The following is a 14,122-nucleotide window of genomic DNA, read 5'->3' as shown; positions in this document are numbered from 1 at the left end:
CAGCAGGATGGGGGTGAGCATGGCCGAGGCGGATGCCAGGGCGGAAATCGGCAGTTGCCGGCACCAGGGCGGGGCAGTCCCGTGCCGCCGGTTTGCGAGCACGGCTTGGCGGGATTCGACGCACACCAGCGCCTCGGCGGAGCGGGACACCGCCTGCACTCCGGTCCCCGGCAACGGAGGTTCACATCATGCAGGGTGGGGCGGCGGGCATCGCCCCGACCACTATGCGTCCGCCTGAGGCAATGTGCCCTTGGTGCCCGCCGAACCTCGGACGTTGTACGAGGAGCGACGCGGCGCGTGTGTTCTCCGGGCGAAGGCGCAGGCATCCTGGTCGCGTGGAAGCAGGCGGAGAAAAGACGGGAATCGGCAAGGCGTCCGGTGTGGATCAGGAAAGTCCCGACGCCCGAAACACCGCCTGCACCGTCTCGTGGTCGATGTGATCCCCCAGCCGCGCCATGACATCCGCTCCCAGGCAGAGCGTTCCGCGTTCCAGGGAGCGGCGGACACCCGTGTCGAGCTCGTGCCAGAGCAGCGGATTGGCCGCGAGGATCCGGGGGTCGAGTTCGAGGCGATGGCCGTGGACGTCCCGCAGGACCAGGTGGGAGGAGACGCCGTCGTACTGCCGTACGGCGGTCAGCGCATCCGTGTGGATCACTCGCCGACGCCATGCAGCGCGTGCCGCGAGCCAGCCGGGGCCCGCACTCACCCGCGGCGGGAGCAGAACGGCGCATACGGCGGCTGAAAGGATGACCCAGAGCAGGGTGCGTAGGGGCGTCAGGCTTCCGGCATCCCAGTCGATCAGGACGCTCATGGCGCCGAACACCAGGGCGCAACTCAACGCAAGCCGAACGCTGCCACACCAGTGGCGGTCGCCGGCCGAGCCGACCGGGCCGCTCCGTCGCATGCCGCTGACGCTATGCGCCCGTGCGCAGGTCGGCGACTGTCGCTAACGGTGCCCTAGCGCCGTACGGGCCAATCCTGACGGGATCCTTACGCGGTCGCCGGAATCGCCGTCAGCCGGTGTGGACGCGCGAACAGGTCGACGCGGCCCTCGCCAACTACTTCGGGCCCGGCAACCTCCTGCGTCAGTTGGCGTTGCTGTGGGTGGCCGACCGGGTCGACGAGGCGCTCCAGGAGTACCGCTCGCAGCACGGCATCGGCGGGGTGTGGGAGACGCGCGAGCGGATCGTGGTGGCCCTGACGGGCGGCTCGGAGGGGGACACGCTGATCCGGCGGGCCGCCCGCATCGCTGCCCGGTCGGCCGGCGGCGATCTGCTCGCCGTGCATGTGGCCCGTAGCGACGGCCTCGCGGCCGGCGTCTCGCATGCCTCGCTGGCCCGGCAGCGCCGACTGGTGGAGGACCTCGGCGGCAGCTACCACTCGATCGTCGTCGACGACGTGGCCACCGCGCTGGTGGAGTTCGCGCGTGTCGCGGCAGGTCTGGTCGTCCCTCTCCTGGTGGCCCAGGCCCTCGTGCCGTTTCGCACGGACCGCTCCACACCAATGCCGCGCTCGTCCTGGTCATGGCGGTCGTCGCGGTCGCCGTGCTTGGGCCGACGTCAGCGCGTCCGCCGACATCGAGACGGCGGTCCTGCTGCTGGTAGTCGGCATCGCGGTGTCCCAACTGGCCATGCGTGCACGCAGGTTGGAGGTCATCAGTATCACGGATCCAGCGCGTAGCGGCCCCTGACCTCGGACACCGTGGTCGACGAGGTACCGGGAACTGACCGATCGGCTCGGCCTGCGCGCCTGCCGCTTCGAATCCGGCACCCTGCTGGGACAGCCTCCCCGCCTGCGAGGCGACGGCGGCGTGACGGTGGGCAGACGCTCCTGGGACGTGGACGCCGGCGGCTGGCCGGAGGGCGAGATCGAGCAGCACGTCCCAGGCGCCGCCCTGGACACGGCCGGGCCAGCCGGCTGAGTGCCCGGAACTCACTCCATTCCGGAAGCGTTGAATACGGCGCGTGCCGTCTCCCGGTCGACCCGCAGAGAGATCAGCCGCAACGCCGTCCCACCGCACAGCAGCATGCCGTCGGCCACCGACTTCCGGGCGCCCTCGTCCAGGCGATTCCACAGCCGAGGGTTTGTCACGAGGATCTCGGGATCGAGCTCGACGCGCCCGCCGAACGTTCCCGCAGCAGGAGCCGTTGGGGAATGCCGTCCGGACAGCGAACGGACAGCGGAGCATCCGTACGGACCCTGCGCTCGCGCAGCAGCCGACGGGACGACAACCAGCCCTCATCGGCGGAAACGCGGCGGGGCACAGTGCGGCGAACCGCCGGACCTAGCCGCGGCACGGTTGCCGTCAGAGTCGCGTCAAAGGTGTGCGGGCCGCCGTATGGGACCCGTCAACGGCGCTCGGATCCGGCCAGGGACGCGGTTTCCTCTAGTCGTCCGATCCGCTCGCGGATTCCCACGCCCTCTCCAGGAGCTCACGATGGCCGATCTGGCCTTCGTCGTCACCACGATCGCGTGCTTCGCGCTGGTGGCCCTCGTCGCCAAGGGGGTGACCAAGCTGTGACCGCCGAGAACATCGTCGGCCTGGTCGTGGCCGTCGCCCTGCTGGGATATCTCGTCCTCGCCCTGATCTTCCCGGAGAGGTTCTGAGCCACCACATGGGTCCCGTACTCGCCGGCTTCCTCCAGTTGCTGGCCCTCATAGGCGCGCTGGCGCTGGCCTACGTCCCCCTCGGCAACTACATGGCCAGGGTCTACTCCTCCGACAAGCACTGGCGCGTCGAGAAGTGGATCTACAAGGGCATCGGCGCCAATCCCGATGCGCAGATGCGCTGGCCGGTGTACCTGCGCGGCGTGCTCGCCTTCTCCGCGGTCAGCGTGCTCTTCCTCTACCTGCTGCAGCGGCTGCAGGGCGTCCTGCCCGGCTCGCTGGGCTTCTCGTCGATCGAGCCGGCGCAGGCGTTCAACACCGCCGCGTCCTTCGTGACCAACACCAACTGGCAGTCGTACTACGGCGAGCAGGCCATGGGGCACGTTGTGCAGACCGCCGGGCTGGCCGTGCAGAACTTCGTCTCCGCGGCCGTCGGTATCGCCGTAGCGGTGGCGCTCGTGCGAGGCTTCGCGCGCTCGCGCACCGGTGAACTCGGCAACTTCTGGTCCGACATGGTGCGCGGCACGATCCGCATCCTGCTTCCGGGAGCCTTCATCGCGGCGATCGTGCTGGTCGCGTGCGGTGCGATCCAGAACTTCTCCGGCATCCACGAGGTCGGCCAATTCTTTAATGGGCACAGCATGGGGGGCCACCAGCAGTGGAACGGCGGCGCGGTGGCCTCGCAGGAGGCCATCAAGGAGTTCGGTACGAACGGCGGCGGCTACTTCAACGCCAACAGTGCTCACCCCTTCGAGAACCCCACCCCGTTCACCAACCTCTTCGAGATCTTCCTGCTGCTCGTCATCCCGTTCGCGCTGACCCGGACCTTCGGCGTCATGGTCGGTTCGGTCAAGCAGGGCTACGCGATCCTTGCCACGATGTGCACCATCTGGCTGGGCTTCGTCGCGCTGATGATGTGGACCGAGTTCGCCCACCACGGGCCGGCGCTGCAGCTGGCGGGCGGGGCGTACGAGGGCAAGGAGGTCCGCTTCGGCGTCGGCTCCTCGTCGATCTTCGCGGTGTCGACCACGCTGACGTCAACCGGCGCGGTGGACTCCTTCCACTCCTCGTACACCGGCCTCGGCGGCGGCATCACCATCCTGGGCATGCAGCTGGGCGAGATCGCGCCCGGCGGCACCGGCTCCGGCCTCTACGGCATGCTGATCATGGCGGTCATCGCGGTGTTCATCGCCGGTCTGATGGTCGGCCGTACGCCTGAGTACCTCGGCAAGAAGATCGGCTCCCGCGAGATCAAGCTGGCCGCCTGCTACATCCTCATCACCCCGGCCCTGGTGCTGATCTTCACTGCCGCCTCGATGGCCCTGCCGACGCCACCGCACTCGATGCTCAACTCCGGCGCGCACGGGTTCTCCGAGGTCCTGTACGCCTTCACGTCCGCCTCCAACAACAACGGTTCCGCCTTCGCCGGCCTGAACGCGAACACCGACTGGTACAACACGATGACCGGTCTGGCGATGATCCTCGGCCGCTTCCTGCCCATGATCTTCGTGCTGGCGCTGGCCGGTTCGCTCGCCGAGCAGAAACCGGTCCCGGAGACCGCGGGCACCCTGCGCACCGAGAAGCCGCTGTTCACCGGGTTGCTGGTGGGCGCGATCCTGATCATCACCGGTCTGACCTACTTCCCGGCACTGGCGCTGGGCCCGCTCGCCGAGGGGCTGGCGTCATGACAACCGACGTAACCAAGCAAGAGGACTCGATGTCCACAGCCACTCCGGCCCGGGCGCCGCACAGCGACGTACCCACCGGGCACAAGCCCGCCGAAGGACGTGTCGGCGCGGGCCTCTTCGACCCCAAGCAGCTCGTCAGGTCGCTGCCGGACGCCTTCCGCAAGCTCGACCCGCGGGTGATGGTCAAGTCCCCCGTGATGTTCGTGGTCTGGATCGGCTCCGTCCTGACCACCGTCTTCTCCTTCAAGGACCCGGGGGACTGGTTCGGCTGGGCGATCAGCGCCTGGCTGTGGCTGACCGTCGTCTTCGCCAACCTGGCGGAGGCCGTCGCAGAGGGCCGCGGCAAGGCGCAGGCCGACACCCTGCGCAAGGCCAAGACCGACACGGTGGCACGTCGGCTCCTCGACGACCGCGAGGAGCAGGTGCCCGGGACCGACCTGACCATCGGCGACCTGGTTGTCTGCGAGGCCGGCGACATCATCCCCGGCGATGGTGACGTCGTCGAGGGCGTCGCATCGGTCGACGAGTCGGCGATCACCGGTGAGTCGGCTCCGGTCATCCGTGAGTCGGGCGGTGACCGCAGCGCCGTGACCGGCGGTACGAAGGTGCTGTCCGACCGCATCGTCATCAGGATCACGACGAAGCCGGGCGAGACCTTCATCGACCGGATGATCAACCTGGTGGAGGGCGCCTCGCGGCAGAAGACGCCCAACGAGATCGCGCTGAACATCCTGCTCGCCTCGTTGACCATCGTCTTCCTGCTCGCGGTGGCGACCCTGCCGCCGTTCGCGGACTACGCGGGCACGCATCTGACGATGGTCGTGCTGGTCGCCCTGTTGGTCTGCCTGATCCCGACGACGATCGGCGCCCTGCTGTCGGCCATCGGCATCGCGGGCATGGACCGGCTCGTCCAGCGCAACGTCCTGGCCATGTCGGGTCGTGCGGTGGAGGCGGCCGGTGACGTGTCGACGCTGCTGCTCGACAAGACCGGCACGATCACCCTCGGCAACCGGCAGGCGTCCGAGTTCGTGCCGGTGCGCGGCGTGCCGCAGGGCGAACTCGCCGACGCCGCCCAGCTGTCGTCGCTGGCCGACGAGACGCCCGAGGGCCGTTCCATCGTCGTACTGGCGAAGGAGGCGTACGGGCTGCGCGAGCGTCACCAGGGGGAGTTGGCGCACGCCGAGTGGATCGCCTTCACCGCCCAGACCCGGATGTCGGGCGTGGACGTGGACGGGAAGAAGATCCGCAAGGGCGCGGCCGGTTCGGTCATCGCCTGGGTCCAGGAGCAGGGCGGCACGGTCCCCGAGGACGCGGACACCGTTGCCAACGCCATCTCGCAGGCGGGCGGCACCCCGCTGCTGGTCGCCGTGAACGACGACCAGGGCGCCCGGGTGCTGGGTGTCATCCACCTCAAGGACGTCGTCAAGGACGGCATGCGGGAGCGGTTCGACGAGCTGCGGCGCATGGGCATCAAGACCGTCATGATCACGGGGGACAACCCGCTGACGGCCAAGGCGATCGCCGAGGAGGCGGGCGTCGACGACTTCCTCGCGGAGGCCACGCCCGAGGACAAGATGGCGCTCATCAAGCGGGAGCAGGCGGGCGGCAAGCTCGTCGCTATGACCGGCGACGGCACGAACGACGCGCCCGCGCTGGCCCAGGCGGACGTCGGCGTGGCGATGAACACCGGTACGTCGGCCGCCAAGGAGGCCGGCAACATGGTCGACCTCGACTCCAACCCGACCAAGCTCATCGAAATCGTCGAGATCGGCAAGCAACTGCTGATCACGCGCGGAGCGCTCACGACCTTCTCCATCGCCAACGACGTCGCGAAGTACTTCGCGATCATCCCGGCGCTGTTCGCCGCCGTGTACCCCGGCCTGGACAAGCTCAACATCATGGGGCTGTCCTCGCCGGACTCCGCGATCCTGTCCGCGGTCGTCTTCAACGCGCTGATCATCATCGCGCTGGTGCCGCTCTCCCTGAGGGGCGTGCAGTACCGGCCGGTCAGCGCCGACAAGATGCTGCGGCGCAACCTGACGATCTACGGCATCGGCGGACTGATCGCCCCGTTCATCGGCATCAAGGCCATCGACCTGCTCATCTCCCTCATCCCCGGAATCGGCGGCTGATCGCCATGAACAACTCCGTTACGAACACAGCCCGGTTGCTCGGGGCGGGTCTGCGCGCCCTCCTCGTGCTGACCCTGGTGACCGGCGTCATCTACCCGCTGGTCGTCACCGGCATCGCACAGGCGCTGTTCCACGACAAGGCGAACGGCTCCGAGATCAAGGCGGACGGCAAGGTCGTCGGCTCGTCCCTGATCGGGCAGTCGTACAACCTGCCCCTGAAGAAGGGCCAGCAGACCCCGGAGCCCGACCTCGAGTGGTTCCAGGGCCGCCCGCAGAACGGCCTCGGCAGCAACAGCGTCAACACGCAGTACAAGCTGCTGCTGTCCGGCGCCACCAACCTCTCCGCCGACAACAAGGACCTCATCCAGCAGGTGAAGGCCGCCAAGGCGGCTGTCATCAAGGACAACTCCGTGCCCGGCTACACGGTCAAGGCGTCCGAGGTCCCCGCCGACGCGGTCACCTCATCCGGCTCCGGCCTGGACCCGGACATCTCCCCGCAGTACGCGGAGATCCAGGTCCATCGGATCGCCGAGAAGAACGGCCTGTCCGTCACCCAGGTGGAGAAGCTGGTCAAGGACCACACCGAGGGCCGCACACTCGGCTTCATGGGCGAACCCCGGGTGAACGTCCTGGAGTTGAACATCGCGCTCAAGGACCTCCTGGCCAAGGGCTGATGGCGTTGTGGCGAACCGCGTGGGAATCGGCGGAGCCGGGGCGGCACACCCCGGCTCCGCCGACTCCCGCCGCCATGAGGCCGGTTGAGCCGTTGCCGGACTTCCCGACTGCCCGTACGACACGAAAGGCGTACACCCATGACCAGGGTGTTGGTGGTGGAGGACGACCCGCAGCTCGTACGGGCCCTCGTGATCAACATGCAGGCGCGCCGGTACGGAGTGGACGCCGCCCCCGACGGTGCCACCGCCCTCCGTCTCGCTGCCGCGCGCCAGCCGGACGTGGTGATGCTCGACCTCGGCCTGCCCGACATGGACGGTGTCGACGTCATCAAGGCCCTGCGCGGCTGGACCCGCGTACCGATCCTGGTTCTGTCCGCCCGGCAGGCGTCGGGGGAGAAGGTCGCGGCACTCGACGCGGGCGCCGACGACTACATCACCAAGCCCTTCAGCATGGACGAGCTTCTGGCCCGGCTGCGGGCCGCGGTCCGCCGCAGGGAGGACGCCCCGCTCGTTCCCGAGGCGACGGTGGTGGAGACCGAGGAGTTCAGCGTCGACCTGCTGGCCAAGAGGGTCGTACGGAGCGGGCGGGACGTGCGGCTGACGCCGACGGAATGGCATCTGCTGGAGATCCTGATCACCAACCCCGGCCGACTGGTCACCCAGAAACACCTGCTGCAGGAGGTCTGGGGGGTGTCCCAGAGCAACAAGACCAACTATCTGCGGGTCTACATGGCCCAGCTGCGCCGCAAGCTGGAGACGGACCCGTCCCACCCCCGCCATCTGATCACCGAGCCCGGCATGGGCTACCGCTTCGAGGGATGACATGGCACCCGGAAAGCTCCGGATCCACCTCGGCGCGCACCTGGCGTCGGCAAGACCTACGCCATGCTCTCCGAGGCGCGCCGCAGGATCGAACGCTTGACGGGACATCGCCGAACGGGGCTACCGCTTCACGGAGTCCGGCGTGTCGTGGGAGGCCGCCCGCGACGTCCTGATGTGACCCGCGCTCACCCAGCTCACGAAGCTCACCGCGGACGAAACGCACCCCCTGGACCGGGCGATCGTCGCCATCAGCGTCAACCCCGCGCCCGGAATCGAGGTGCCCGGCTCCCTGCTGCGCGACTACGTCGACGAGATCGACGGACAGCGACTGGTTGTTGCGGGTCAGGAGGTTGATGACGTTTCGCTGATCAGCGGATCTCGTTGTCGGGGTGCTCGCTGTCGTAGGACTCGCGGGCGCGAGCGATGTGGGCTCGGTGTTCGAGTGACCAGTCGGCGAGTGCCTTGACGAGGTGGGTCAGGCTTGCGCCCGTCTCGGTGAGCCTGTAGTCGACCTGGGCCGGCACGGTCGGATACACGGTCCGAAGGACCAGACCGTCTCGCTCCAGCCGACGCACCGTAAGGGTCAGCATGCGCTGAGAGATCCCGTCAATGGCGCGCTGAAGGTGCCGGAAGCGCCGCGGGCCGCCGGCGAGTTCGACGATGACGAGGACCGACCACTTGTCACCGACCCGGTCGAGGACGTCGCGGATGCCGCAGTCGGGGTGGTGCTGCTGTCCGCAGGGTTCGAGTTCAGCGGGTCCAGTGGTTACCTCGGTGTGCGTCACTGACACGAAACTGCCTCCTTGTGGGTCGATCTGGGCCGGTTGAGGATCTCACCGTAGTTACTGAAGAGAACCACGGTAGGAGACAGAACGACAATGATCATGGTGACCGGTGCGAACGGACGGCTCGCCTCTCTCACGCTCCAGGAGTTGGCGGAGCGCCACGTGCCCGCTCTGGGCGGCACTCGATCGCCCGCAGAAGGGCAGCGGCGGCTCGACTTCGACGACCCCGCGAGCCTCGACCTCACCGGCGTTTCCACGCTGGTCCTCGTCTCGGCGGGGTACGCCGAGGACGACCAGGTCATCGCCCGGCACCAGGCAGCTCTGGACGCTGCGGTGCGCGACGGCGTGAGTCACGTGATCTATACCAGCCTGACCGGTGACGGTGACCACCTCGGCTTCGCGCTCGCCCATCGGGTCACCGAGCAGCTGATCAAGGCCAGTGGACTTGGGTGGACGGTTCTGCGCAACGGACTGTACGCCGAACTCTTCGGGGCGCTTCTGACCTGGACTGCCGGCGGCGTGGAGTCAGCGTTCGCCGACGGCGCGCTCGCTGCTGTGGCGCGGGCGGACCTGGCCGCGGCAGCAGCCGTCGTGGCCGGCGATCCTTCCCCGCACGCCGGCAAGACCTACGACCTGGTCGGCGAACCGATCAGTGCTGTCAGCATCGCCGAATCCCTCGGAGTCGCGCACCGGACCATCGGGCTCGGGGAGTACCGGGCCCAACTCCTCGCCGACGAGGCGCTCCTGCCGTTCCAGCCGCCGATGCTCGTTTCGATCGCGACCAGCGTCCGCCACGGCTTTCTCAGCACCACCAGCCCCGACCTCGCCCAACTACTCGGCCGACCGCTCACCGACCCGCTCACCGTCGCCACGAACACCGCTGCCGCGATGCGCCCCGACGCCGGCTGACACGGATGGTTCACCGCAATGCGCCGCTGCCCATCGAAGCCCGCCGTCGTCTGACCGGCCGCTGCCGCGCCCGACCGATCGCGCAGGGTGCCGCCGAGATGGGTATCTCTCGGGTGCTTTGTCGGGAGTCGTCATGCAGTGGTCCATGGCTCGTTCGATTCGTTCTCCGAGGCCCGGTGCCGCTTGTCGTCGGCGGGCTGCTCGAGCCGCGATGCGGGACATCGGCCGGCGCCGTCAGGCGGTCAGCGACTCCACGCGGCGCATCACCTCGCGGCAGAAGGCGCCCACTGCGTTCGGGTCGTCGGTGAACTGCGAGGGCTTGATGCAGAAGGTGGTGAATCCTTGGGCCATCTGTGCGGGGATGGGCTCGAGGGTCTGGGCGAGGTCGGCGCAGGAGTCGTCGTCGGGGAACACGGCGCGGGTGCCGCCGATCATCTCCAGGTCGGCGATGTCGCGGCCCGCGGCGGCCATCGCGGTCTTCAGCGTCTGCATCTGCTCGGGCGTCACTTTGCCCAGCGGGTTGAAGGCGTGGCCGTACTGGACGATCCTGCGGACCATCGCCTCGTGCATGCCCGCCCCACCGAAACACAGTCGGGGGCCGTCCGGACGGTATGCCTTGGGCTCGAAGTAGACGTCCTGGAAGGTGTAGTACTCGCTCTCGTGGGACACGGGGGAGGGGCCCCACAACTTCGCCCAGATCTCCAGGTGTTCATCGAGGAGCTTGCCGCGCCGGGAGAACGGGACACCGAGTGCCGCGTACTCGTCCCGGCTCCAGCTGACGTTGGGCAGCACCATCAGACGGCCCTCGGACAGAAGGTCGAGGGTGCCGAGCTCGCGGGCCAGGAGCAGGGGGTGCCGGAGGGGAGCGATGACCGCCGACGCGGCGAGGCGCAGGCGCTCGGTGACGGCGGCGATCGCGCTGAGCAGCATGAGCGAGTTGGGCCATGGGGTGTGCGGGTGCTGGTTGCCCGGCAGGGCGTAGTCGCGGGGATTGCCCATCACGCCGTTCGCGCCTGCGTCCGGACCGAGCACGATGTGTTCGCTGATCATCACGGAGTCGAATCCGGCGTCCTCGGCCTCGCGGGCCCAGCGGACCACGGTCGGCAGGTCCGCGCGGCCTGCGGTCATGGTCCAGTTCTCGCTCAGGACGAGCTGCATGCGGGGAGTGGTCATCGTGGCGATCCTCAAGGCGGGCGTGTCTGAGGGCAGAAGTGAGGGGTGGCCGCAGCCGTCTGGACGGCTGCGGCCGGCGGTCAGGCGAGGGTGACCTCGACCGGCAGGTGCTTGATGCCGTTGACGAAGTTGGAGCGGACCCGGGGGACATCGCCGGCGAGCCTGATGTCGGCGATGCGCGGGATGAGCTCCTCGAACATGATGCGGATCTCGGTGCGGGCGAGAAGGTTGCCCAGGCACAGGTGGGGGCTGCCCTTGCCGAAGGTGACGTGGTCGTTGTTCTCCCGGGTGACGTCGAAGTCGTACGGGTTGCCGAAGACCTGCTCGTCCCGGTTGCCGGAGGCGTACCACATGACGACCTTGTCGCCTTCCTTGATGTGCTTGCCGCCGAGTTCGACGTCGCGGGTGGCGGTGCGGCGGAAGTGGTAGACGGGGGAGGCCCAGCGCAGGAACTCCTCGACCGCCGTGGGGATCAGCGACGGGTCGTCCTTCAGCTTCGCCAGCTGCTCGGGGTGCTGGAGGAGGGCCAGCATGGAGTGGGAGATGGTGTGGCGGGTGGTCTCGTTGCCCGCCACCACCAGGAGCAGGAAGTAGTTGTCGAAGTCCTGGGCCGAGAGCGGGACGCCGTCGCGCGGCGTGGTGTTGACCAGCTTCGAGACCAGGTCCGTACCGTCGCCGCCGCGCCGCTGCCGCGCCAGCTCCCTGCCGTACTCGAAGACTTCGATCGACGCGGGGGAACGGAACGGCAGGTCGCGGTACTTCTCGCTCTCCGCGCTGTGCAGCAGGACGTCCGCGTAGTCGGGGTCGGTGTTGCCGATGATGCGGTTGCCCCAGTCGATGAGCTGCTGGTTGTCCTCCGGCGGGACGTCGAGGAGCCGGGCCAGGACGTTGATGGGGAAGTCGGCGGAGACGTCGGCGACGAAGTCGAAGGTGCCCTTGGCGAGGGCCGCATCCAGCGTCTTGGCGGTCAGACCGCGCAGGAAGTCGCTGTAGCTGTTGATGACGCTCGCGCCGAACTGCCGCTGGATCACGCTGCGCAGGGCGCGGTGGCGGACGCCGTCCATCTCCAGGATGGAGGCGCGCTTCTTGATCTGGTCGTCGTCCAGTTCTTCGAGGTTGACGAAGCGCGTGGAGGTGAAGGTCTCCGGGTCGCGGTCGACGGTGGCGATGTCGGCGTGGCGGGTCACCGACCAGAAGCCGGAGTTGGGGGCCTCTTCGGGCTGCCAGTGGACCGGGTCCTGGTGGCGCAGGGTGTGGAACATGCGCCACGGGGTGATGCCGTCGGCGAAGTTGTCGAGGTCCGCGAGGTCCACCCGGTCGAGCGGCAGGGGCTCGTCGAGGGCTGCGCGCAGCTCGGCCCGGGTGGTGGGGACGGCGGGAACGGTGGGGCTGGTCATGGGGTGGTTCCTTCGGGCGAGGGTTTCGGGGGCGGGCTCACAGGTGGTAGGCGTACTCGGTGAACTCCCAGTCGGTGACGTGGCGCCCGAAGCGTTCGAGCTCGTCGCGCTTGTAGGTGAGGAAGGACGTGGTGAAGTCCTTGCCGAGCAGGTCGGTCAGGGCGGTGTCCGACTCCAGCGCGTCGAGCGCGGCCGACAGACTCTGGGGCAGCAGGGCGGCACGGGAGGTGTCGTAGCCGTAGCCCTCCAGGGGGGTGGGCGGTTCCTCGCCGGCCTGGACGCCGAGCAGCGCGGCGGCGATCGTGCCGGCGATCAGCAGGTACGGGTTGGCGCTTGCGTCGCCCAGCCGGAGCTCCAGCCGCGCCCCGCCCCCGCGCTCCGGTGGGATGCGGACCATGGCGCTGCGGTTGTCGAGGCCCCAGTCGATCAGCCAGGGTGCGAGGGTGTCCGGGCCGAAGCGCTTGTAGGAGTTCACGGTCGGGTTGGCCAGGGCCGCGAGCGCGGGCGCGTGGGCGAGGATGCCCGCGATGGCGTGCCGGGCCGTGGCGGACAGGCCGTACGAGCCCGCCGGGTCGTCGAAGGCGTTGTGGTTGTCGGCGTCGTTGCACGACAGGTGGAGGTGGAAGCCGGAGCCGCCCGCGTCGCCGAAGGGCTTGGCCATGAAGGTGGCGAGGTTGCCTTCCTTGCGGGCCAGTTCCTTGACGGCGGCCTTGAAGCGGAAGGCGCGGTCGGCGGCGTCGAGGGCGGCGGAATGGGTCAGGTTGATCTCGTACTGGCCGCCGTCGAACTCGTGGTTGCCGGTGACGACACCCAGCCCCAGGTCGCGCAGCGCGCGCAGAGTGCGCAGCAGGTGGTTGTCGGGGTCGGCCCGCAGGCCCGCGGTGTAGACGGCGCCGGTGGTCTCCGGTGAGCGGCGCCAGCCGGTCGGGGTGCCGGGGGCGGCCTCCAGCAGGAAGTACTCCAGCTCGGGGCCGACCACGGGGCGCAGTCCCTGCTCGGCGCAGCGGGCCAGGACGGTGCGCAGCAGGTCGCGGGGGGACTCGGGCGCCGGGGCATTGGTCGCCGGGTCGGTGACCTCGCCGAGACAGGTGGCGACCCCCGGCTCCCAGGGCAGGACGGCCAGGGTGGACAGGTCGGGGCGTACGGTCACGTCCGGCAGACCGGCGTCCAGACCGCCCGCGACCGGGACCACGTCGCCCTGCGGGGTGGTGTGGTAGACGGCGCGGCAGAAGGCGAGGCCGTGCTCGCAGGCCGACGGCAGATGGTCCAGCAGCACCTCGCGAGCGCGGTCGGTGCCGATCAGGTCGGGGTAGACCACGCGGACCACGTCGACGCCCGCGGCGGCGAGCCGCTCCATGTGCCGGCGGATGTCTGAGGTGTCGGATGCGCTCACCAGTGTCTCCTTGGCGGAAGGAAGGGACTCCCGGTGCCGGGGGCACTGGGGAGGGGGTGCGGAGGAGGGAAGCCGAGGCGGCGGAGAAGCGCACCCGGGCTAGTCATTTGATCCCGAACGATATGGAGAGGGTTGCCGGCCCGCAAGGGGCTGGTAGAAAAAAGTTATCCATCTGGACAGGTATTGACCAGGGTCGGGTGGCTTCCTATCTTGTTTGAAGCCAAACGAGTGAGGGGCGCGGGCATCCGATGGATTTTCGCCCCCTTTGGCCGACGGGCCCGGCTCAACCCGGGCCGGGCCCGTCTCTTCCCCCTCTTCCTTGCTCCGACGCCTCACCCCTCAGGAGGACCGCCATGAAGGTCGTCGTCGACATGAACAAGTGCCAGGACCACGGCCAGTGCGTCTTCGCCGCCCCCGACGTCTTCTCGATGGACGACGACGGACACCTGGCGTACGTGTCCGACCCCGACGACGCGCTGCGCGACGAGGTCGAAGAGGCCGCCGACGTGTGTCCGCTGCAGGCCATCCGGATCGAGGGATGA

13 protein-coding genes and 1 pseudogene are annotated in these 14,122 nt (G+C 68.9%); 8 read left to right on the top strand and 6 right to left on the bottom strand.

What is annotated here, in order from left to right:
• Nucleotides 1–385: 385 nt before the first annotated feature.
• Nucleotides 386–811, bottom strand: coding sequence for a hypothetical protein (locus ACIBW9_RS33965; protein WP_398960860.1), 426 nt, complete (start codon nucleotides 809–811; stop codon nucleotides 386–388).
• Nucleotides 812–1,032: 221 nt separating this feature from the next.
• Here ACIBW9_RS33965 and ACIBW9_RS33960 point away from each other — a divergent pair.
• Nucleotides 1,033–1,428, top strand: a pseudogene (locus ACIBW9_RS33960) (histidine kinase); the annotation flags it as partial.
• Between the two features lie 504 nt (nucleotides 1,429–1,932).
• On the opposite strand, the gene ACIBW9_RS33955 reads toward ACIBW9_RS33960, so the two are convergent.
• The gene (locus tag ACIBW9_RS33955) at nucleotides 1,933–2,091 is read right to left on the bottom strand and encodes a hypothetical protein (protein WP_398960859.1); all 159 of its coding nucleotides are present in this window, start codon (nucleotides 2,089–2,091) and stop codon (nucleotides 1,933–1,935) included.
• A 426-nt stretch (nucleotides 2,092–2,517) separates the two neighbouring features.
• On the opposite strand from ACIBW9_RS33955, the gene kdpF reads away from it, so the two are divergent.
• The 5 genes from kdpF to ACIBW9_RS33930 all read left to right on the top strand — a co-directional run bounded on the left by kdpF (nucleotide 2,518) and on the right by ACIBW9_RS33930 (nucleotide 7,923).
• Entirely contained in the window at nucleotides 2,518–2,607 is a 90-nt protein-coding gene (gene kdpF, locus ACIBW9_RS33950) for a K(+)-transporting ATPase subunit F (protein WP_016434100.1), read from the top strand.
• An 8-nt stretch (nucleotides 2,608–2,615) separates the two neighbouring features.
• Nucleotides 2,616–4,295, top strand: a complete 1,680-nt coding sequence (gene kdpA, locus ACIBW9_RS33945; RefSeq protein ID WP_398960858.1) for a potassium-transporting ATPase subunit KdpA — start codon at nucleotides 2,616–2,618, stop codon at nucleotides 4,293–4,295.
• Nucleotides 4,292–6,427 carry a potassium-transporting ATPase subunit KdpB gene (gene kdpB / locus ACIBW9_RS33940; protein ID WP_398960857.1) on the top strand — a complete coding sequence of 712 codons (2,136 nt, stop codon included), beginning with the start codon at nucleotides 4,292–4,294 and terminating at the stop codon, nucleotides 6,425–6,427. Before kdpA ends, kdpB begins: the two co-directional genes overlap by 4 nt.
• A 5-nt stretch (nucleotides 6,428–6,432) precedes the next feature.
• Nucleotides 6,433–7,101 (top strand): potassium-transporting ATPase subunit C, encoded by a 669-nt coding sequence (locus ACIBW9_RS33935; protein WP_398960856.1) that lies wholly within the window; start codon nucleotides 6,433–6,435, stop codon nucleotides 7,099–7,101.
• Nucleotides 7,102–7,239: 138 nt separating this feature from the next.
• Nucleotides 7,240–7,923, top strand: a complete 684-nt coding sequence (locus tag ACIBW9_RS33930; RefSeq protein WP_398960855.1) for a response regulator — start codon at nucleotides 7,240–7,242, stop codon at nucleotides 7,921–7,923.
• Between the two features lie 368 nt (nucleotides 7,924–8,291).
• Here the strand turns inward: ACIBW9_RS33930 and ACIBW9_RS33925 are convergent, their stop codons facing one another.
• Nucleotides 8,292–8,714 (bottom strand): winged helix-turn-helix transcriptional regulator, encoded by a 423-nt coding sequence (locus ACIBW9_RS33925; RefSeq protein WP_398960854.1) that lies wholly within the window; start codon nucleotides 8,712–8,714, stop codon nucleotides 8,292–8,294.
• A gap of 87 nt (nucleotides 8,715–8,801) precedes the next feature.
• Between ACIBW9_RS33925 and ACIBW9_RS33920 the strand changes: the two genes are divergently transcribed.
• Nucleotides 8,802–9,617: an NAD(P)H-binding protein gene (locus ACIBW9_RS33920; protein ID WP_398960853.1), complete on the top strand. Its 816-nt coding sequence runs from the start codon at nucleotides 8,802–8,804 to the stop codon at nucleotides 9,615–9,617.
• Nucleotides 9,618–9,851: 234 nt separating this feature from the next.
• Here the strand turns inward: ACIBW9_RS33920 and ACIBW9_RS33915 are convergent, their stop codons facing one another.
• From ACIBW9_RS33915 to ACIBW9_RS33905, 3 genes are all read right to left on the bottom strand, one after another.
• On the bottom strand, nucleotides 9,852–10,790 hold the full coding sequence (locus ACIBW9_RS33915; protein WP_398960852.1) for a TIGR03619 family F420-dependent LLM class oxidoreductase: 939 nt from the start codon (nucleotides 10,788–10,790) through the stop codon (nucleotides 9,852–9,854).
• Between the two features lie 80 nt (nucleotides 10,791–10,870).
• Entirely contained in the window at nucleotides 10,871–12,187 is a 1,317-nt protein-coding gene (locus ACIBW9_RS33910; protein WP_398960851.1) for a cytochrome P450, read from the bottom strand.
• A gap of 37 nt (nucleotides 12,188–12,224) precedes the next feature.
• A complete protein-coding gene (locus ACIBW9_RS33905) occupies nucleotides 12,225–13,580 on the bottom strand; it encodes a glutamine synthetase family protein (RefSeq protein WP_398960850.1) in 1,356 nt (451 codons plus the stop codon).
• Nucleotides 13,581–13,933: 353 nt separating this feature from the next.
• Here ACIBW9_RS33905 and ACIBW9_RS33900 point away from each other — a divergent pair, with 353 nt between their 5' ends.
• Nucleotides 13,934–14,122, top strand: coding sequence for a ferredoxin (locus ACIBW9_RS33900; RefSeq protein WP_398960849.1), 189 nt, complete (start codon nucleotides 13,934–13,936; stop codon nucleotides 14,120–14,122).

Source organism: Streptomyces sp. NPDC049541 (genome assembly GCF_044465725.1).
Classification (GTDB): Bacteria; Actinomycetota; Actinomycetes; order Streptomycetales; family Streptomycetaceae; genus Streptomyces.
This window is presented reverse-complemented; position numbering and strand designations above follow the sequence as displayed.

What these genes read in the sequence shown, in the direction of transcription:
- ACIBW9_RS33965 (WP_398960860.1), bottom strand. Translation starts at nt 811, where the DNA reads ATGAGCGTCCTGATCGACTGGGATGCCGGAAGCCTGACGCCCCTACGC.
- kdpA (WP_398960858.1), top strand. Translation starts at nt 2,616, where the DNA reads ATGGGTCCCGTACTCGCCGGCTTCCTCCAGTTGCTGGCCCTCATAGGC.
- kdpB (WP_398960857.1), top strand. Translation starts at nt 4,292, where the DNA reads ATGACAACCGACGTAACCAAGCAAGAGGACTCGATGTCCACAGCCACT.
- ACIBW9_RS33935 (WP_398960856.1), top strand. Translation starts at nt 6,433, where the DNA reads ATGAACAACTCCGTTACGAACACAGCCCGGTTGCTCGGGGCGGGTCTG.
- ACIBW9_RS33930 (WP_398960855.1), top strand. Translation starts at nt 7,240, where the DNA reads ATGACCAGGGTGTTGGTGGTGGAGGACGACCCGCAGCTCGTACGGGCC.
- ACIBW9_RS33920 (WP_398960853.1), top strand. Translation starts at nt 8,802, where the DNA reads ATGATCATGGTGACCGGTGCGAACGGACGGCTCGCCTCTCTCACGCTC.
- ACIBW9_RS33915 (WP_398960852.1), bottom strand. Translation starts at nt 10,790, where the DNA reads ATGACCACTCCCCGCATGCAGCTCGTCCTGAGCGAGAACTGGACCATG.
- ACIBW9_RS33910 (WP_398960851.1), bottom strand. Translation starts at nt 12,187, where the DNA reads ATGACCAGCCCCACCGTTCCCGCCGTCCCCACCACCCGGGCCGAGCTG.
- ACIBW9_RS33900 (WP_398960849.1), top strand. Translation starts at nt 13,934, where the DNA reads ATGAAGGTCGTCGTCGACATGAACAAGTGCCAGGACCACGGCCAGTGC.